Source organism: Agromyces flavus (genome assembly GCF_900104685.1).
Lineage (GTDB): Bacteria > Actinomycetota > Actinomycetes > Actinomycetales > Microbacteriaceae > Agromyces > Agromyces flavus.
On the sequence record NZ_LT629755.1, the window covers coordinates 2654697 to 2673800 of the forward strand.

Annotated in this window: 13 protein-coding genes and 1 tRNA gene; 4 read left to right on the plus strand and 10 right to left on the minus strand. The window is 71.1% G+C overall.

The window, feature by feature from the left end:
• Window positions 1-5 precede the first annotated feature (5 nt).
• The 4 genes from BLT99_RS12595 to BLT99_RS12610 form a co-directional block, all read right to left on the minus strand.
• Window positions 6-1862: a glycoside hydrolase family 13 protein gene (locus BLT99_RS12595; protein WP_229724374.1), complete on the minus strand. Its 1857-nt coding sequence runs from the start codon at window positions 1860-1862 to the stop codon at window positions 6-8.
• A gap of 76 nt (window positions 1863-1938) precedes the next feature.
• A complete protein-coding gene (locus BLT99_RS12600; protein ID WP_092673020.1) occupies window positions 1939-2919 on the minus strand; it encodes a sugar ABC transporter permease in 981 nt (326 codons plus the stop codon).
• Window positions 2919-4541 (minus strand): ABC transporter permease subunit, encoded by a 1623-nt coding sequence (locus BLT99_RS12605; RefSeq protein ID WP_092673023.1) that lies wholly within the window; start codon window positions 4539-4541, stop codon window positions 2919-2921. Before BLT99_RS12605 ends, BLT99_RS12600 begins: the two co-directional genes overlap by 1 nt.
• A gap of 115 nt (window positions 4542-4656) precedes the next feature.
• Window positions 4657-5892, minus strand: a complete 1236-nt coding sequence (locus BLT99_RS12610) for a sugar ABC transporter substrate-binding protein (protein ID WP_092673026.1) — start codon at window positions 5890-5892, stop codon at window positions 4657-4659.
• 261 nt (window positions 5893-6153) lie between these two features.
• On the opposite strand from BLT99_RS12610, the gene BLT99_RS12615 reads away from it, so the two are divergent.
• Window positions 6154-7842, plus strand: coding sequence for a glycoside hydrolase family 13 protein (locus tag BLT99_RS12615; RefSeq protein WP_092673029.1), 1689 nt, complete (start codon window positions 6154-6156; stop codon window positions 7840-7842).
• 303 nt (window positions 7843-8145) lie between these two features.
• Here the strand turns inward: BLT99_RS12615 and BLT99_RS12620 are convergent, their stop codons facing one another.
• The 6 genes from BLT99_RS12620 to BLT99_RS17780 all read right to left on the minus strand — a co-directional run bounded on the left by BLT99_RS12620 (window position 8146) and on the right by BLT99_RS17780 (window position 13954).
• Window positions 8146-9081 (minus strand): DUF559 domain-containing protein, encoded by a 936-nt coding sequence (locus BLT99_RS12620; protein ID WP_133988405.1) that lies wholly within the window; start codon window positions 9079-9081, stop codon window positions 8146-8148.
• Between the two features lie 190 nt (window positions 9082-9271).
• Window positions 9272-10690: a M23 family metallopeptidase gene (locus tag BLT99_RS12625; protein WP_133988403.1), complete on the minus strand. Its 1419-nt coding sequence runs from the start codon at window positions 10688-10690 to the stop codon at window positions 9272-9274.
• Window positions 10691-11899: 1209 nt separating this feature from the next.
• Complete coding sequence (locus tag BLT99_RS12630; RefSeq protein WP_092673038.1) at window positions 11900-12727, minus strand: inositol monophosphatase family protein; 828 nt, start codon at window positions 12725-12727, stop codon at window positions 11900-11902.
• A 124-nt stretch (window positions 12728-12851) separates the two neighbouring features.
• Window positions 12852-12936, minus strand: a tRNA-Tyr gene (locus BLT99_RS12635).
• Window positions 12937-13034: 98 nt separating this feature from the next.
• Window positions 13035-13727 carry a PH domain-containing protein gene (locus tag BLT99_RS12640; RefSeq protein ID WP_092673041.1) on the minus strand — a complete coding sequence of 231 codons (693 nt, stop codon included), beginning with the start codon at window positions 13725-13727 and terminating at the stop codon, window positions 13035-13037.
• A gap of 59 nt (window positions 13728-13786) precedes the next feature.
• Window positions 13787-13954 carry a hypothetical protein gene (locus tag BLT99_RS17780; RefSeq protein ID WP_166670871.1) on the minus strand — a complete coding sequence of 56 codons (168 nt, stop codon included), beginning with the start codon at window positions 13952-13954 and terminating at the stop codon, window positions 13787-13789.
• A gap of 175 nt (window positions 13955-14129) precedes the next feature.
• On the opposite strand from BLT99_RS17780, the gene BLT99_RS12645 reads away from it, so the two are divergent.
• The 3 genes from BLT99_RS12645 to BLT99_RS12655 all read left to right on the plus strand — a co-directional run bounded on the left by BLT99_RS12645 (window position 14130) and on the right by BLT99_RS12655 (window position 19093).
• A complete protein-coding gene (locus BLT99_RS12645) occupies window positions 14130-15149 on the plus strand; it encodes a LacI family DNA-binding transcriptional regulator (protein ID WP_092673044.1) in 1020 nt (339 codons plus the stop codon).
• Between the two features lie 84 nt (window positions 15150-15233).
• Complete coding sequence (locus BLT99_RS12650) at window positions 15234-17357, plus strand: alpha-galactosidase (RefSeq protein WP_092673047.1); 2124 nt, start codon at window positions 15234-15236, stop codon at window positions 17355-17357.
• Between the two features lie 35 nt (window positions 17358-17392).
• Entirely contained in the window at window positions 17393-19093 is a 1701-nt protein-coding gene (locus BLT99_RS12655; protein ID WP_092673050.1) for a glycoside hydrolase family 13 protein, read from the plus strand.
• Window positions 19094-19104 lie beyond the last annotated feature (11 nt).

The window sequence follows — 19104 nt, forward strand, 5'->3', positions numbered from 1 at the left end:
CGCGCTCACCAGACCGGCGCGTCGACACCCGGCAGACGCCAGGCGACGAAGGCGGCGCCATCCGTGCTCAGTGACACGACAGCGTCGGATGCCGCGAGCCGGCCGCCGCCGTAGACGCGTGTCGCGACATCCGCATCGGGCAGTGCCGCCGCATCGAACGAGACCGTCGTCGCCGCACGCGCGGCGAAGACGAGCACGCGCTCGGACGCGGACTCGCGTACGAACGCGACCGCGTCGTCCGCGACCGCGAGCCACCGGATGCCGCCCGTCGCGAGCACGGGGTGCGACCGACGCAGCGCCACGAGCAAACGGTAGGCGTCGAGCACGGGCGCGACCGCGGCATCCGCCTCGCTGTCCCACGGCATGGGCGTGCGCGACGCCTCGCCGTCGACGCCGGTGAGCCCGAACTCGTCGCCGGCCCAGATCACGGGGATGCCGGGCAGGGACACCGCGAGTCCGAACGCGACCTCGGCGGCGCCGGGCCGGGCGTTCGTCGCGAAGCGCGGGGTGTCGTGCGTGTCGAGCGCGTTCATCGTGGCCAGGCGCGTGCGCCACGGGAAACCGGCGGTGAAGCGGGTGTGCGCCGCGTGGAACTCGGGCCCGGAGTACGAGGGCACGCGCCCCAGCGCAAAGCCGATGCCGCCGCCGGCCGGGCTGCCCGGCTCCTGCAGCCAGCTCCACACCGGGCGCGTGAACGGCGTGTAGGTCATCGCGCCGTGCCACGCGTCGCCCTGGAAGTCGCCCGCCGCGTCGTTCGTCGACTCCCCCAGCAGGATGGTGTCGGGGTTCACGTCGAGCATCGTGCGGCGGATCGTCTGCCGCACCTCGGCGTTGAGGTCCTCGCCGCCGAGACGCCCGGTCATGTTCGCGACGTCGATGCGCCACCCGTCGAGGTGGAACGGCGCCTGCAGGTAGCGCGCGACGACCGAGTCGGGTCCTTCGATGAAGCGGCGGCGGAGCTCGAGCGAGCGCCAGTTGAACTTCGGCAGGCTCGGCACGCCGAGCCATGACTCGTAGCCGTGGCCGCGCTCGAGCCCGGGCTCGTGGAAGAAGTAGAAGTCGCGCTCGGGTGCGGCCGGGTCGGCGGATGCCGCACGGAACCAGTCGTGCGCGTGCCCCGAGTGGTTCGACGTCAGGTCGCCGATGACACGGATGCCGCGGGCGTGCGCCGCCTCGACGAGCCGCACGAGCGCGCGGTCGCCGCCGAGCAGGTCGTCGACCGCGTCGAAGTTCGCGGCGTCGTAGCGGTGGTTCGACCGGCCCGCGAACACGGGCGTGAGGTAGAGGAGGTCGACGCCGAGGTCGACGAGGTGATCGAGCCGCTCGCGCACGCCGTCGAGGTCGCCGCCGTACACCTGGTGCGAACGGCCGGGCGGAAGCGGGTCGACCGGGTCGTTCCATCCGGCCGGGATGGCCCACTCGGGCAGCTCGCGCTCATCGGCCCGCGTCGACCGGGCGAACCGGTCGGGGAACACCTGGTACATCACGCTCGACGCCGCCCACGCGGGCGCCGGATCGTGGGCGACGAGCCGGAAGTCGTCGTCGTCGCGCGGCTCGATCTGCGACAGGCCGAGCTGGCTCAGCCAGTGCTGCCGCCCGTCGGTGCCGACGAGCAGCCAGCGGTAGTGATGCACGGGGTTCTCGACCTCGACCGGCGCCTCCCACCACACCCAGCCGTCGGCCTCGCCGAGCAGGGTCGCGCGGCTGAAGTGCGGCTCGCGGTTCGGGTTCGAGCGCGTGCCGACCCATTCGAGGCATCCGAACGCAGCCGGCACCCGAAGGCGCACGCGTACGGTGTCGCCGAGCGCGGGCGCCGGATCGGAGACGTGCAGCGGCGAGCCGTCGTGATGGGGAGCGAGCATGGTGCGGGGGCCTTCCATGACGGATGCCGCGACGCGGGGCCTCCGCGCGCGGCATCCGTTTCGTGCTGATCTGGGGTTACTTCACCGCGCCCGCGGAGAGGCCGCCGACGATGTACTTCTGCAGGTAAAGGAACAGGAGCACGACCGGGAGCGCCGCGATCACTGCGCCCGCCGAGAACGCCGCCCAGTCCGCGTAGCGCGGGTTGGAGACGAGCTTCGTCAGGCCGACCGCGAGCGTCTGGCTGTCGGTGTCGATGAGGATGGCGGACGCCACGACGTACTCGTTCACCGTGAAGATGAACGAGAGCAGGGCGACCACCGCGAGGATCGGTGCGACCAGGCGCAGGATGATCGTGAAGAAGATGCGGGCGTGGCCCGCGCCGTCGATCTTCGCGGCCTCGTCGATCGACGTCGGGATGGTGTTGAAGTACCCGTACATGAGGTACGTGTTCACGCCGAGCGCGCCGCCGAGGTAGACCATGATCAGGCCGATGTGCGTGCTCAACCCGATCGCCGGGAACCAGTCGGTGATCTGCGTGACCACGAGGAAGATCGCGACGACGGCGAGCATCTGCGGGAACATCTGCACCACGACGATCGTGATGAGTCCGAACCGCCGCCCTGTGAACCGCATGCGGGAGAACGAGTACGCCGCGAGCGACCCGAGGAACACGGTCAGGAGCGCGGTGACCCCCGCGATGATCAGCGTGTTCCCGAACCAGGTCGTGAACGGCACGTCGGGATTGGTCAGGATCCGGGCGTACGCGTCGAAGCCGATCTTCGAGAACAGCGCATTCGAGCCCGTCAGCGTGCCGTTCGGGTTGAGCGACGACGACACGACGAACACGATCGGGAAGAGCGCGAACACGACGACGACGAGGCCGACGAGGTGGCGCCATCCGGTGGCCTTGAACCAGCGCCCGAACGAGAACGGACGCTTCGGCGCGGCCGGACGGCCGTGGTCGACGGGCTCGGCGCCCTTCGGACCGGGGACGATCAGGGTCTCACCTGCGAGCAGCCCGGTCTGCGTGCCGGGAACCGCCTCCTGCTCAGCCATCAGTTGATCTCCTCGAGCGACTTGGTGCGGCGGAAGGCGATGATCGAGATCACCGCGACCACGATGAAGATGATGATCGAGTAGGCCGCCGCGAGCCCGTAGTCGCGGTTCTGGCCGGTGAACGCGACCTTGTAGACCATCGAGATCAGGATGTCGGTGAAGCCGACCGGGATCGGCGCGGCGGTGTCGCGCGGCCCGCCGTTGGTCAGCATGTAGATCACGTTGAAGTTGTTGAAGTTGAACGCGAACGACGCGATGAGCAGCGGCGCGACGCTCACGAGCAGCAGCGGCAGCTTGATGTGGCGGAACGTCTGCCACGGCGAGGCGCCGTCGACGGTCGCGGCCTCGTTCACGTCGTCGGGGATCGACTGGAGGGCACCCGTGCAGATCAGGAACATGTACGGGAAGCCGAGCCAGAGGTTCACGATCAGTACCGAGACCTTGGCCAGGAACGGGTCGGTGAGCCATGGGATCGAGGCGCCGCCGAAGATCACCTGGTTGATGAACCCGAAGCTCTCGTTCATCATGCCGGCCCAGACGAGCGCCGACAGGAACGATGGGATCGCGTACGGCAGGATCATCGCGACGCGGTAGAACTTGCGCCCGCGCATGCGCAGGTCGTTGAACACGAGCGCCAGGAACAGGCCGAGGAAGAACGTGCTCGCGACCGAGATGATCGCGAACGCGAAGGTCCAGAGCGTCACGTAGACGAGCGGCTGCGCGAGCCGGGTGTCGGTGACCGCGCGCACGAAGTTGTCGAACCCGACGGTGATCTGCCAGCCGGGGAGGAGCTCCTCGCCGTCCTCGGACGTGAAGGCGCCGGTGCCGATGTCGGAGTAGACCGTGCCGGTCGTCAGGTCGGTCATGGTGCCGGCCGCCTCGTCGTACTCGAGCGTCGACGTGTAGAGGTAGCCGTTGGAGCCATCCGGGGTGCGGATGGCGCCCTCGTTCGGGTCATCTGAGAAGGGGACCGCGAGCTCGGTGATCTCGTCGGTGCGCGCGATAACGTCCTGGAAGCTCAGCGTCGTCCAGCCGTCGATCGCGACCGCCTTGCCGTTCTCGAGCTCGGCGTTGTCGACCTCCTGCAGGGGCTGCTCGGTCGTGCCGACGCTCACCTCGCCGTCGGGATCGGTGACGAGCAGGCCGAGCGTGCCGAGCTGGTCGACCACGGTGACGCCGTAGGTGGGCGAATCGGGCACGCGCTCGAGCGAGGAGGCCATGAGCGAGCTGACCGCCTGCTCCTTCGAGCCGTTGTGCCCGGTGCCGTAGTTGGTGAAGGCGATGTAGCCCGTGTAGACGAGCACGAACACCTGGAACAGCACGAGGAAGATCACGCCCGGTGTGAGGTACTTCGCCGGGAGCTTCGTACGTGAGAAGTAGATCCAGTTGACGATCGCGGTGACCGCCACCACGACGCCGAGCACGATCCACTCCTCCTGCAGCGCGAGCACGAAGACCGCGTAGACCGCGATCGCGTCGACGATGCCGAGCAGCAGCAGCTTGATCAGGATGGTGCGGACGCCGCCGGATGCGGCATCGGCGATGGATGCCGCCCGTCGCTGGCGCTTGGTGGGCGGCGGCGTCGGCTCGGCCGAGACGTCCTCGTCGGTCGTGATGGTCATTCGCTTGCTCTTCTCGTGAACGCTGTCAGGAGCGCGCACCCGGACGGTGGCCCGTGGTACGCGAGTGCTCCGGGCCGGATGCGTCGCGGCATCCGGCCCGGAGCCTCAGGCGCTACTAGCCGTCGATCGCCGACTGGACGTCGGTGGCGAGCTTGTTCCAGGTCGCGACCGGGTCCTCGCCGTTGATGATCGAGGCCTCGGCGATGCCCCAGTACTGCCACACCGAGCCCATGGCCGGGATGGCCGGCATCGGAACGGCGTCGGCGCCGACCTTGGCGAAGCCCTCGATGATCGGGTCGCTCGAGGCGGACTCGGCCGCGGCCGAGAGGGCGGGCAGGATGTTGCCGGCCTCGAACAGGTCGAGCTGCACGTCCTCGGTGCCGATGTAGTTCACGAGGAAGTCGTTCGCGGCGACCTTGTTGTCGGACTCGGAGCTCACGAAGAAGCCCTTGACGCCCGCGAACGGCGAGGCGACGTCACCGGTGGGCGACGGGACCGGGTCGATCGCGACGTTGACGCCGCCGTCGATCGCGGCACCGACGTTCCACGGGCCGGTCAGCCAGTAGGCGGCCGTGCCGTCGAGGAAGGCCTGCTTGGCGATGTCACCGTCGATGTCGGTGTTGAAGTTGCCCGAGCCCGTCTTGCCCTGGGTGCCGAGCCACTGGGCGAACGCGACGCCGCCCTCGTTGCCGAGCTGCAGGTCGGTGGGGTCGTAGCCCTCGTCGTTGGTGCCGAACACCGGGGCGCCGAACGCCGTCTGGAACGGGTAGAGGTGGTAGGGGTTGCCCTCGGCACCCTGCTCGACCACGAAGGGCTTGTCGAGGCCTGCGGCCTGGCCCTTGGCGATCATGTCGTCCCAGCTGGTGGGCGCCTCGGTGACGAGGTCGGCGTTGCGGAGCAGCGCGATGTTCTCGACCGCGTAGGGGAGCATGTAGACGGTGCCCTCGTACGTCGCGGCGTTGATCGCGACGTCGAGGTAGTCGTCGGCCGAGTCGCCGAGCTCGAGCGGAGCGACGACGCCGTTGGTCGAGAGCTCGCCCAGCCAGTCGTGCGCGCCCATCGTGATGTCGGGGCCCTCGCCGGTCGGAACCTGCTGGATGAAGTCGTCCTTGATGGTGGCGTTGTCCTTGCCGACGATGTCGACCTCGACGCCGGTCTCCTCGGTGTAGGCCTCGGCCGCGCCCTTCAGCGCGTCGACGCGCTCGGCGTCGACCCAGACCGTCAGCGTGCCGCCCTCGGCAGCCGCGCCGTTGTCGCCCTCGTCGTTGCTGCCCGCGCAGCTCGCGAGGCCGAGCGTCGCGACCACGGCGACAGCGCCGGCCGCGAGGATGCTCTTGGTGTTCACCCGCATTGGTGTGTGCCCTTCTCAGTGTGCGTGAGTTCGGCGCCTTCGCCTGGTGTGGGGCACTGCCCCGTTCCGCTCTGGGAACGCGCACCGTGCTCGAAAGGCCGTTCTTCCGTATTGGATCGCTCGCGATGTGATTGCAAGCGGTTTCAGGTATACCGTGTTCGAGCCGAGTTGACAACTCGGCGTTACCCGATCGAGACCCGCATGCCGGGGCGCGCGTATGGGTATCATGTTGCAAACGTTTCCAGATTCACCGAGGGCTGCATGACGACCGAATGGTGGCGCACCGCCGCGATCTACCAGATCTATCCCCGCTCCTTCGCCGACGCGAACGGCGACGGCATGGGCGATCTCGCGGGCATCCGCTCGCGCCTGCCCGAGCTCGCCGACCTCGGCATCGACGCGATCTGGCTCTCGCCGTTCTTCACGTCGCCGCAGAAGGACGCCGGCTACGACGTCGCCGACTACTGCGACGTCGACCCGCGCTTCGGCACGCTCGACGACTTCGACGACATGCTCGCCGAGGCGCACCGGCTCGGGCTGCGCGTCATCGTCGACCTCGTCCCGAACCACTCGTCCGACCGGCATCCGTGGTTCCAGGAGGCGCTCGCTGCCGGGCCCGGAAGTCGTGAGCGAGCCCGCTACCTCTTCCGCGACGGCAAGGGCGACACCGGCGACATCCCGCCGAACAACTGGGAGTCGGTCTTCGGCGGCTCAGCCTGGACGCGCGTGACCGAGGCCGACGGCGAACCCGGCCAGTGGTACCTGCACCTCTTCGACAGTTCGCAGCCCGACTTCGACTGGACGAACGAGGACGTGCGCGAGGAGTTCCGCCGCATCCTGCGGTTCTGGCTCGACCGCGGCGTCGACGGGTTCCGCGTCGACGTGGCGCACGGCATGGTCAAGGCCGAGGGCCTACCCGATTGGACCCCCGCGGCCGACGGCGGCAGCATGGGCGGCGCGAGCCATGCGCTGGTCGAAGAGGGCGTTCCCCTCGAGCCCGAGATCCACGACGCCGGCGACGGCGCCCCCTATTGGGGCCAGGACGGCGTGCACGAGATCTACCGCGACTGGCGCGCGCTGCTCGACGAGTACCCCGGCGAGCGCATCCTCGCCGCGGAGGCCTGGGTGGATCCGCTCCCTCGCGTCGCGAAGTGGGTCCGCTCCGACGAGATGCACCAGGCCTTCAACTTCGCCTACCTCGAGACGCCGTGGGATGCCGCGGCCCTGCGCGGCGTGATCGACGCGTCGCTCTCGGCGTTCGGCGCGGTGGGCGCGCCATCCACCTGGGTGCTCTCGAACCACGACGTCGTGCGGCACGCCTCACGGCTCGCGCTCACGGTCGAGAACCTGCAGGGCCACGGCATCGGACCCCGCACGCCCGGCCTGCCCGACCCCGTCGTCGGCCTGCGCCGCGCCCGCGCCGCCACCGCGCTCATGCTCGCGCTGCCCGGCTCGGCCTACGTCTACCAGGGCGAGGAACTCGGCCTGCCCGAGGCGATCGACCTGCCCGACGACGCCCGCCAGGACCCGACCTGGTTCCGCACACATGGCGAGCGCTACGGCCGTGACGGATGCCGCGTGCCGCTGCCGTGGGAGGCCGACCGCCCCTCGTTCGGCTTCGGGCCGACGGATGCCGCATGGCTGCCCCAGCCCGCATCGTGGGCCGACTTCGCGCGCGACCGGCAGCGCGGGGTCGAAGGGTCGACGCTCGAGCTGTACCGGGCCGCCCTGGGCGGACGCCGTTCGCACGCGCTGGCGATGGGATCGGTCGACTGGGTCGAGCCGTCGGGAGCCGACGGCGTGCTGGCGTTCCGCAACGGCGACGTGCTCGTCGTCGCGAACACCGGCTCCGCCGACGTGCCGCTGCCCGCCGGCGAGGTGCTCCTCGCGAGCGCGGAGGTCGCCGACGGCGTCCTCCCGGCCGACACGACGGTCTGGCTGCGCGCGTAGTCCCGCCGGCCGGGGTCGCTGCGACCGGCCGCCTCACGGAATGCATGAGAATCCGCGCTTCGGCGCCCTCCACCGACCCGAGAGGCGGATTCTCATGCATCCGGTCGGGCGCGCCATCCATCGGCCGGGCGCGCCATCGCTCACGAATGCATGAGAATCCGCGCTTCGGGGCCTTCGACCGACCCGAGACGCGGATTCTCATGCATCCGGTCAGGCGCGCCATCCGTCGCCGGGGTGCGCCCATTCGCGAAACGCATGAGAATCCGCGCCTGAGGCCCGCCCGCCGAGCCGAGACGCGGATTCTCATGCCTCCGTATCGCTGACCGCCTTGCCGAAGGTGGAGCGGGGAAGCACCGGCGCGTACGGTCCTCGACCGGCCCACCGATGATCGCCGCGAGCGACGAGCTCGACGATGGCGGCCCGCGTGCGCTCCCAGTCGTGGATGACCTGCCGGTAGCTGAGGCGCAGCACCAGGTACCCGCGGAGGAGGAGCTCGAGGTCCCGACGCCGGTCGGTCTCGAACTCGAGCCCGGTGTGGAACGCCCGCCCGTCGACCTCGATCACGAGCCGGTCACCGACGAGGAAGTCCACCCTGCCGACCTCCTCGATGAACGCCTGGGCGCGGAACCCGATGCGCCTCGACCGGAGGAACAGCCGAACCTTGGTCTCGAGCCCGGACTGGCTCTCCGGGTCGACCATGTCGATGAGGGCGCGACGCGTCCGCGGCATCGCCTGTCGGATCTCGTCGAGGTGTTCTGCCTCCAAGGCGCGTCCTTCGAGCCCGGAGTCGATCGCCGCGAGCACGGCCACCTCGTCGGAGCACGCGAACATCTCCGCGAGGGCGAGGGTCAGTGGATCGCGCGCCCGGTCCAGTCCACTGCGCGTGCTGTAGTGCACGCACACCCGATGCGCCGTGCGATCGAGGGCGACTGCACGGTTCTCGGGAGACGACAGCCGTCCGGTCGAGTGGCGGACGCGCACATGCAGTCGATCGTCATCGGCAACCCACAGGCGGTGGAGCTTGGCGACGGTGGTCGCCGTCGCAGTGCCGCCGACTCGTACGGCGGCGATGACCTCGGGATGCGCGTCGGGAACGGCGAACCACCCATTGCGAACCCGGACGATGAGGTCGTCCTGGACCGCCGATCGCACGGCGCCTCGACTGAAGCCGGCGCCCTCCAAAGCGGAATACGGGAGGACGCCGTCGTTCGACCGGAGATGGGCGGCGACGGAGGACACGTCCCGAGTGTGGCGCGAGGCGCACAGCCGTTCGGTTCGCGGGGGCGATCTGTGGAGAACGCCGATCACGACTGCATGAGAATCCCGTCTCCGGCCCCGTATCAGCAGCCGAATGTCGGATTCTCATGCATCCTGGGACGCAAGCGACGGCGACGCGGTGGCGACGTGCGCGCGGTGGGTCGGGCGGCGGTCAGTTGGTGTTGGCGTAGAGCCACTCGAGCGGGTCGACCCAGACGCCGTCGATGCCGCCGATGCGGATCTCGAAGTGCAGGTGCGGGCCGGTCGACATGCCCGTGTTGCCGGTCGTGCCGACGATGTCGCCGACCTTCACGGTGTCGCCCACCTCCATGCGGCGCGAGCCGTACTCCATGTGCGCGTAGACGCTCGTCACGACCTCGCCGTCGATCACGTGGTCGATCATCGTGACGACGCCGAGCGAGCCGCCCGCATCCGTCGAGTTCGACACGACGCCGTCGGCGATCGCCTGGATCTGGGCACCGAGGCCCGGGTTGAAGTCCTGGCCGTGGTGGTCGGACGAGCAGCCCGCGCAGTCGCGATAGCCGAACCGGTCGCCGATGTGCACTCCGACCGCGAAGGGCCACTGGATGGTGCCGAGCGGGTTGTTCGTGAACGTCGCCTCGGGGCGGATGCCGGCGGCCCGGGCGTACTCCTCGATGGTCTGGTGCTCGTAGCCGCCCTTGTCGACGGCCGCGGCGAGCGCACCGCTCGCGATCTCGACCCGCTGGCCGTCGATCGTCGTCACGGTGTTGTTGCTGAGCGCCATCGCCTGCACGTCTTCGGGCGTGAGCAGCGAGAGCGAGGGCACGGATGTCGCGATCGCCAGCATCGCGACGAAGCCCATCGCGACCGTGCTGACGACTCGCGTCGTCACTGCGCGGCGGAGCGTGCGCTTCGACGTGGGCTTCGAGGCGGAGCTCGCGGCGCCGGCGAAGGCGGCCGTCGAGGACGCGCGACGCATGGCGCGATCGTTGCCCGTCGTGCCGCGGCGAGGCGCGAACGTGCGGGTCGAGGTGGGCGCCGCGTCGATCGAACGGAACTCAAGTCCGGCCGGGGCGCCGGCGTCGACGCCGGCAGCGGCGGCCAGCATCGCCGCGACGTCGTCGGCCGACTCGGCGCGGAGGTCGCGCTCGGCGCGCGAAGTGGCGGTCGGTGCCGTCGAGCGAGAAGTGGGCGCTGCCACCGGGCGCTCGCGCTGGGCTCGGTGCGGAGCGGCGGGACGGTCGGCCGGACGGTCGGCCGACCCCTCGCGGTCGGATGCGACGGCGCGACCGGATTCGAAGCCACCTGCCGTGCGGTCGACGCGCGGGTCGAAGCGGTCGGCGCGAGGATCCGGACGGCCGGCGGCGGGTGCTCCGGCGGTGCGGTCGGCGCGAAGGTCCGGACGACCGGCGGACGCTGCTCCGGCGGTGAGGTCCAGCCGCGGATCGGGGCGGCCAGCGGTCGGCGTGCCCGGCACGCGGTCGGTTCGCGGATCGAGGCGACCGGCGGCGACTCCCGAGGGGCGCTCGAGGCGAGGATCCGGGCGAGGGCCGGCCGGGGCACCGCCGGTGCGGTCGAGCCGCGGATCGGGGTGGCCAGCGCTGGACATGCCCGGCGCGCGATCGAGCCGCGGATCGGGACGCCCGGCGGCGGCTCCCGAGGGACGCTCGAGGCGCGGATCGGGGCGAGGGCCGCCGGCTGGTGCTCCGGCGGAGCGGTCGTACCGCGGGTCGAAGCGGTCGGTGGTCGAGGCCCCGGCGCCGCCTTCACGGCGCGGGTCGAAGCGGTCGGTGCCGGGTGCCGAACCGCGAGTCGCACGCGGGTCGAGCTGGTCGGCGCGGGAGCCGGCGCGACCGGCTTCGGGCTGCATCGGACGGCCGCGGCCGGCGGGAGCGGCCGAATGACCGGGACGCGGGCCGGCCATCGGCTGCTGCGGAGCGTCGGGGCGCCGCTGGGGCGTCCACTCGGGCGATGGCGCGCTTCCCGTTCCAAGAGCACGGCCGATGCGCGGGTCCCAACCCGGCTGGGCCGGCGGCGCGGCCGGCCCGCCGACAGCGGGCCCGGACACGGTGCGCGGCGGAATGCCGGCAGACGAGGCGTTCCCGGCGCCGTTCGCCGGCGCTGGGGCCGGTGCCGCGGAAGCCGCGGCCCGGCGACCGGTGCGCGCGACATCCGCCGCGGTGGGTCGCTCCGAGGCATGGGGCGCCGGAGTGCTCGCGCCGGGACGGGCGCCGTCGGGCGCGGGCAGCGGATCGCGGCGCAGGCGGCGAGGAACGGACGGCGGCGTCGCCGCATCCAACCCCGGCCGTGCAGACGGCGAAACCGGCGAGGAGACCTGGCCCGAAGCGGTGGGTCGGTGAGTCGAGGGCGCGGGCGCCGCCTCGCGGCGATCACGCGGACGCAGCGGCCCCGTGCCATCCGCCCGGCTCATCGACCCACCCGCCGCGCCGACACCCGACGCACCGCGCGACGGCAGGTACGCGTCGAACGACCCCGGCCCGGAAACGGCGACGGCCGAACCCTGGCCGGCCCGGGGGCCGACCGGCTCGGCCGGTGACGGTGAGGGTGAAGCAGTTGGGGCGGTGCCGCGGTCCCGCAATTCGCGACGCGTCAGCGGACGTTCGGACCGCAAGTGGTCACGGGTGCCTGGCGCTGAATGGTCGGGCACGAGGGGGGACTCGGGCACGTGGGGAACTTTCGCTCGGGTATGGGCGGACACGGGGGATGTTCGCTCAGCTCGTGGCCGAGGTCACGGATCGATAAAGCGTAACTGGTCGATCGCGTCTTCGCCACGTTCAGGGCGGGCGTTCGGATAGGTTCATCCGGTCGCCCCGCCCGCGTCGACCACGAGGGAGAGCAGTTCGTCGAAGATCGACGGCGCGGCCGCCACGAGCAGTTCGCTGCTCTCGGGCGCCCCGCCCACGCCTCCGACGCGCCCGCCCGCTTCGCGCAGGACGAGCGCGCCTGCGGCGTGGTCCCACGGGTTCAGTCCCCGTTCGTAGAACCCGTCGAGACGACCGAGCGCAATGGCGCTGAGATCGAGGGCGGCCGACCCGATGCGGCGGATGTCGCGGATGCGCGGCACCACCTGCAGCAGCGTCGTCGCTTGAGCGCGCCGTCGCTCGGCCGAGTACGAGAATCCGGTCGCGATCAGCGCCTTCGACAGCTCGACATCCTCGTTCACGTGCAGCTCCTGGTCGCCGAGCCGCGCGCCGCCCCCGCGCGACGCCTCGAACACATCGCCCGTCACGGGATTCACCACCACTCCCGCGAGCGCGTGCCAATGCAGCGGGTCGGGCGGCCCGTCGACCACCGCGATGCTGACGCACCACGCCGGGATGTCGTACAGCAGGTTCACCGTGCCGTCGATCGGGTCGACGACCCAGTTGAGGCCCGAGGTGCCGACGTGCGTGTCCTCCTCCTCGCCGAAGATGCCGTCGTCGGGTCGCGCGTCGAGGATGAGCGAGCGGATGCGCGCCTCGGTCTCGCGGTCGACGGCGGTGACGACATCCACCGGCGACGACTTCGTGGACTCGACCGCGATGCCGCGACGTCGTTCCTCGAGCGCGGTCGCGGCGACGGTCGTCGCGATCCGGCGCGCGAGATCGAGCAGGTCGGATGTCGCGTGGCCGGCGTGATCGCTCATGACCCCACGCTAGCCCCGCCCGGCCCGCCGACGCAGGCTCCCTGGCGAATGCGACAGCGACTCGCGGCACCCTGTGGAGAACGTGGAGAACGACGGAAGCCCCGGTCGGACCAGGGCTTCACCGTGGTGGCGAGTGAGGGATTCGAACCCCCGAAGTCGTAGACAGCTGATTTACAGTCAGATCCCTTTGGCCGCTTGGGTAACTCGCCGTACACCCGACCACGTTCCTCACGCGACCGGGGGCCACACAAGGATACCTACGCTGGCGCGTGGCGAGAAATCGAGCCGAACGGATGGCGCGACCCGCTCAGATCCGCGGGATCGGTTGCGTATCGTTCGGGCCCGGCCGCTCGGGAACGGTCTCGCCCGTGCCGTCGTCGTCGAACGGGTCGCCCACCGCGACGACGATCGGTCGCGCCTCGGCCGCCGGAGGTGTTGCCGGCGTCGCGGGCGGCGGAGCGGGCAGCAGGGGCTGCGTGTTGAACGGTCCCTGGTTCCCCATGCGCACGGGCCCGCGGAGACCGGCCCGTGCGATGACGCGCTGGATCGTGAGGTCGCGCTCGTTCGGGTCGCCGACGTACCGGATCTCCTTGAGCCCCTGCGTCTGCGCGGCGGACTCGAAGATGAAGTGCCCGAAGTTGAAGATGCGGCCCACGAACGGGCGGTGCACCGAGATGTCGAGGATTCGCGCGAGCGGCATGGTCGCGATGTTCTGGGTGAGGATGCCGTGCACGCGGAACACGCGCATGTTCGTGATCACGAAGCGGTCCATCTGCATCTGCAGGATGCGCCACAGCGCGTGGACGGTGAGGGCGGCGGCCGCGAGCGCCGGCAGCCACCATGCCTGCGACGGCACGTAGAACGCGAGCACGAATACCGGGATGGCGAGGATGAGCTCGAGCAGCGGCTTCACGATGGCCGCCCAGTGCTTGGCGACCTCGTCGACGATGACCTCGCCCTCGTCGGCGATGAGGTGCCGCTCGACGCGCGGATCGAACATGCTGCCGCGGCGCGGGGTGAACAGCCCTCGGCGAGGGCGCCGGGGAGTCCCGGCCGCGGTCATGCGGTGGCCAGCGACGTGAAGAAGCGGCCCACCGCCTCGACGCCGCCCCAGACGGCGGCGACCGCGCCCTGCACGGCGTTGGCGGCATCCTCGGGGCGCGTGATCATGTAGAACAGGGCGAACACCACCACGAGGCCGATGGCGATGCGCTTGACCCACTTCACGTGCTCGGTCCTCTCGTCTTCACGTTCCGCGGGCAAGCCAAGCCCCCGGAAGGCCCGCCCTTGACTGCTTCTTCTTACCCCACAACGTGGGCCACGACAATCCGCCACTCCGTGCGGCGATAGGATCGAACGTCGCGCGGGCGCTCCCCGCGCGGCCTCACGACGGCGAGGGAACATGGTCGGCATCGAAGAGGTGGCCAAGCTCGCGGGGGTCTCCACCGCGACGGTCTCGCGCGCGCTCAGCGGTCGCGGCCACGTCTCGCCGGCGTCCAAGGCCAAGGTCGAAGAGGCCGCGGCGCACCTCGGCTATGTGGTCTCGTCGAACGCCTCGAGCCTCGCGTCGGGACGCACGCGCAACATCGGCGTCGTCATCCCGTTCCTGAACCGCTGGTTCTTCTCGTCGGTGCTCGAGGGCGCGCAGCAGGCGCTGCTCCGCAACGGCTACGACCTGACGCTCTACAACCTGTCGGGCCACGGCGGCGAGCGCTCGAGCGTCTTCGAGCACTTCCTGCTGCGCCAGAGGGTCGACGCGGTCATCGCGGTCTCGCTCGAGCTCACCGAGCCCGAGGTCGAGCGGCTGCACGACCTCGGCAAGCCGCTCGTCGGCGTCGGCGGGCCGATCCCGGGCGTGCGCACCCTGACCATCGACGACGTCGCGGTCGCCCGCCTCGCAACCGAGCACCTCATCGGGCTCGGACACCGGCGCATCGCGCACATCGGCGGCGATCTCGAGTTCGACCTCGACTTCCACCTGCCCACGAACCGGCGCCTCGGCTACGAGGCGGCGCTGCGCGACGTCGGCGTCGAGCCCGACTCGCGCCTGTTCGCACCCGCCGACTTCACGATCGCCGGCGGGTACCACGCCGCCAAGCAGCTGCTGGGCGCCCCGCACGACCGCCCGACCGCGATCTTCGCGGCCTCCGACGAGATGGCGATCGGGTCGATCCTCGCCGCGCGCGACCTCGGCATGGTCGTGCCGCGCGACGTGTCGATCATCGGCGTCGACGACTACGACCTGTCCGACTTCTTCGGCCTCTCGACGGTCGCGCAGTTCCCGCGCGGCCAGGGCGAGAAGGCGGTCGAGATCCTCATGGAGCAGCTCGAACCGGGGCCGGATGCCGCGCCCCCCGCGTCGACGCCCCTGCCGTTCGAGCTGCGCGTGCGGTCCAGCACGGCGACGCCGCCCGAGCGGTAGCCCGGCGCTCCCCCTCCATCTCCGCGGGAACGTCGGCGACCGCGATGGCGGCGGCGCCTCACGCCCGCGGGTAGAAAGGACACCATGCCTGAACGATCAGCGCCGATCCACCTCCGCAACGGCGGCACGAGCGTCGTGCTCGACATCGAACACGCCGCGCTCCCGGTCATCGTGCACTGGGGCGAGGACCTCGGCGAGGTCGCCGGCCCCGAACTCGAAGCGCTCGCGCTCGCCGCGATCCCCCAGGCCGTGTCGGGCGGCATCGACCAGCCGACGCTCCTCACGCTCATCCCGCAGGAGTCGGGCGGATGGCTCGCCACGCCGGGTCTCGTGGGTCACCGCGACGGCCGCGACTTCTCGACGAAGCTCGAGACGGTCGACATCCGGTCGGATGTCGCGTCGGCGACCTTCACGGCACGCGACGACGCCGCCGGCCTCGAGTGCACCCTCGAGCTCGAGGTCACTCCCGCAGGGCTGTTCCGCCAGCGCCTGACGCTGCGCAACCTCGCGGACGAGCCGTACACGCTCGTCTCGCTGCAGCCGACCTTCCCCGTGCCGACCACGGCCGACGAACTCCTCGACACCACCGGGCGGCACCCGCGCGAGCGCTCACCGCAACGGCACGACTTCACGATCGGCACGTACGCGCGCGAAAGCCGCCGCGGCCGTCCGGGCTCCGACGCGAGCCTGCTCCTCATCGCCGGTCGTCGCGGGTTCGGGTTCGAGCGCGGCCTGGCGCACGCCGTGCACACCGCCTGGAGCGGCAACCACCGGCTGCTGGCCGAGCGCACCCCCATGGGCGATGCGTTCCTGCAGGCGGGCGAGCTGCTCGCGCCGGGCGAGATCCGCCTCGCGCGAGGCGAGGAGTACGCGACGCCGTGGGCGATCGGGTCGTGGGGCGACGGCCTCGACGAGCTGGCGCAGCGGTTCCACGACGAGCTCCGCGCGCGGCCGCAGCATCCGCGTCGCCCGCGCCCGGTCACGCTCAACACGTGGGAGGCGGTCTACTTCAACCACGATCGCGGTGTCCTCGAGGAGCTCGCCCGGCGCGCGGCATCCGTCGGCGTCGAACGCTTCGTGCTCGATGACGGATGGTTCCACGGCCGTCGCGACGACACCGCGGGCCTCGGCGACTGGTGGGTCGACGAGTCGGTCTGGCCAGACGGCCTCGGACCCCTCATCAAGACGGTGACCTCGCTCGGCATGGAGTTCGGGCTCTGGGTCGAGCCCGAGATGGTCAACCTCGATTCCGACCTCGCCCGGGCCCACCCCGACTGGATCCTGCGCGGCCGGGACGAGCTCCCGCTCGCCGCCCGCCAGCAGCACGTGCTCGATCTCGCGAACCCCGAGGTGTGGGAGTACCTGCTCCACCTGCTCGACACGCTGCTCGGCGAGTACGACATCGCGTACCTCAAGTGGGACCACAACCGCGACCTGCTCGAGGCGGGCTCCCCCGAGACCGGCCGCGCGCGGGTGCACGAGAACGTGCTCGCGCTGTACCGGCTGCTCGCCGAGCTCAAGCGCCGTCACCCGGGCCTCGAGATCGAGTCGTGTGCGGCCGGTGGCGCGCGCGTCGACCTCGGGATCCTCGAGTACACCGACCGCATCTGGACGTCCGACACGCTCGATCCGATCGAGCGGCTGCAGATCCAGAAGTACACGGGCCTGCTCGTGCCGCCCGAGCTCATGGGCGCGCACCTCACGAGTCCGCGCGTGCACTCGACGCGGCGCACGGTCGGGCTCGACTTCAGTGGCGGGGTCGCGATGTTCGGCCACTTCGGCATCGAGTGGAACCTCACGAAGCTCAACGACGACTGGATGCGCCGCGTCCGCGAGTGGGTCGAGCTGCACAAGCGGCACCGCGAGCTCATCCACTCGGGCAGGCTCGTGCACGGCGACACGGCGGATGCCGCGACCGATGTCCGCGGCGTGGTGGCGCGCGACGCGACATCCGCTCTCTTCAGCTACACGCAGGTGACGAGCAGCGTGACGCACCCGCCGGGGCGGTTCACCCTGCCGGGACTCGACCCCGACCGCCGCTACACCGTGCGCATCGTCGCCGGCAGCGTCGCGAAGCCGGGCCAGTCGCCACTGCTCTGGGCCGAGGAGCCGATCGCGCTGACCGGTCGCCAGCTCGGCACGGTGGGACTGCGGTCTCCCGTGCTCTACCCCGGGTCGCTCGTGTTGCTCGAGCTGACGTCCGCCTGATCGTCACGGTGACGTCCATCGAGTAGCCTGCACGGATGCCCGACCCGAAGAACGCGCTCGAGACCGAGACCGTGCTCGCCGCCGATCCCGACTGGTGGCGGCAGGCCGCCGTCTACCAGATCTACCCGCGCAGCTTCGCCGACTCCAACGGCGACGGCATCGGCGACCTGCCCGGCATCACGTCGCGAGTGCCGTACCTCGTCGAGCTCGGCGTCGACGCGGTGTGGCTCTCGCCGTTCTACCCGTCGGCGCTGGCCGACGGCGGGTACGACGTCGACGACTACCGGAACGTCGACCCGAGGCTCGGCACGCTCGACGACTTCGACGAGATGGTCGCGGCGCTGCACGCCGCCGGAATCCGCATCATCGCCGACATCGTGCCGAACCACTCGTCGAACCTGCACGAGTGGTTCCGCGAGGCGCTCGCCGCGCCGAAGGGCTCGGCGGCGCGCGACCGGTACATCTTCCGCGACGGCGAGGGGCCGGATGGCTCGGAGCCGCCGAGCGACTGGCTGTCGATCTTCGGCGGCCCGGCGTGGCATCCGGTGGGCGACGGCCAGTGGTACCTGCACCTCTTCGCACCCGAGCAGCCCGACCTCAACTGGGCGAACCGCGAGGTGCGCGACGACTTCCTGCGCACCATCCGCTTCTGGTCGGACCGCGGGGTCGACGGGTTCCGCGTCGACGTCGCGCACGGGCTCGCGAAGGACTTGACGGCCCCGTTGCGCTCGCACGCCGAGCTCGAGGCCACGAAGCTCGCCGCCGACGGCTCGCACCCGCTGTGGGATCGCGAGGAGCTCGACGAGATCTACGCCGAGTGGCGCGAGGTGTTCGACGAGTACGACCCGCCGCGCATCGCGGTCGCCGAGGCGTGGGTCGCGCCGACGCGCCGGCACCGGTACGCCGCCGAGACGAGCCTCGGGCAGGCGTTCAACTTCGACCTGCTGCGGGCGAACTTCTCGTCGGAGGAGTTCCACGAGATCGTCGACCGCAACATGGAGTTCGCGGCCGAGACGGGCTCGTCGAACACGTGGGTGTTCTCGAACCACGACGTGGTGCGGCACGCGACCCGGTACGGGCTGCCCGCCGACCTGTCGGGCGAGGGCGAGGTCGGCAAGGACTGGCTGCTGCGCGGCGGGCCGGCGTCCGAGGTCGATGCGGCGCTCGGGCTGCGGCGAGCGCGGGCCGCGACGCTGTTCCTGCTCGGCCTGCCCGGCAGCGCGTACCTCTACCAGGGCGAGGAGCTCGGGCTGCCCGAGGTCGCCGAGATCCCCGACGCTTCGCGCCAGGATCCGACGTTCTTCCGCAGTCCCGGCGTCGAGGTCGGGCGTGACGGATGTCGCGTGCCGCTGCCCTGGGTCGCGGACGCGCCGTCCTTCGGGTTCGGACCCTCCGCGGCATCCCACCTGCCGCAGCCGGCGTGGTTCTCGTCGTTCGCGGTCGATGTGCAGTCGGCCGACCCGTCGTCAACGCTGTCGATGTACCGGCGCGCGCTCGCGCTGCGGCATGAGCTGCAGGGCCTCGAGCAGCTGGCGTGGATCTCGGTCGAGCTCCCGTCGGTGCTCGCCTTCCAGCGGCCGGGCGGATGGACCGTGGTGACGAACTTCGGCTCCTCGTCGGTCACGCTGCCCGACGGGATGCGCGAGCTCGAGGTGCTCCTGTCGAGCGCGCCGCTCGACCCGGCGGATGCCGCGGCCGGCGTCGTGCCGCCGGCCGCCACGGTCTGGCTCCGCTGACCCAGTCGCTG

Bases quoted from the DNA above. Each gene is read 5' to 3' on its own strand.
- BLT99_RS12595 (WP_229724374.1), bottom strand. From the start codon at position 1,862: ATGCTCGCTCCCCATCACGACGGCTCGCCGCTGCACGTCTCCGATCCG.
- BLT99_RS12600 (WP_092673020.1), bottom strand. From the start codon at position 2,919: ATGGCTGAGCAGGAGGCGGTTCCCGGCACGCAGACCGGGCTGCTCGCA.
- BLT99_RS12605 (WP_092673023.1), bottom strand. From the start codon at position 4,541: ATGACCATCACGACCGACGAGGACGTCTCGGCCGAGCCGACGCCGCCG.
- BLT99_RS12610 (WP_092673026.1), bottom strand. From the start codon at position 5,892: ATGCGGGTGAACACCAAGAGCATCCTCGCGGCCGGCGCTGTCGCCGTG.
- BLT99_RS12615 (WP_092673029.1), top strand. From the start codon at position 6,154: ATGACGACCGAATGGTGGCGCACCGCCGCGATCTACCAGATCTATCCC.
- BLT99_RS12625 (WP_133988403.1), bottom strand. From the start codon at position 10,690: ATGTCCAGCGCTGGCCACCCCGATCCGCGGCTCGACCGCACCGGCGGT.
- BLT99_RS12630 (WP_092673038.1), bottom strand. From the start codon at position 12,727: ATGAGCGATCACGCCGGCCACGCGACATCCGACCTGCTCGATCTCGCG.
- BLT99_RS12640 (WP_092673041.1), bottom strand. From the start codon at position 13,727: ATGTTCGATCCGCGCGTCGAGCGGCACCTCATCGCCGACGAGGGCGAG.
- BLT99_RS12645 (WP_092673044.1), top strand. From the start codon at position 14,130: ATGGTCGGCATCGAAGAGGTGGCCAAGCTCGCGGGGGTCTCCACCGCG.
- BLT99_RS12650 (WP_092673047.1), top strand. From the start codon at position 15,234: ATGCCTGAACGATCAGCGCCGATCCACCTCCGCAACGGCGGCACGAGC.
- BLT99_RS12655 (WP_092673050.1), top strand. From the start codon at position 17,393: ATGCCCGACCCGAAGAACGCGCTCGAGACCGAGACCGTGCTCGCCGCC.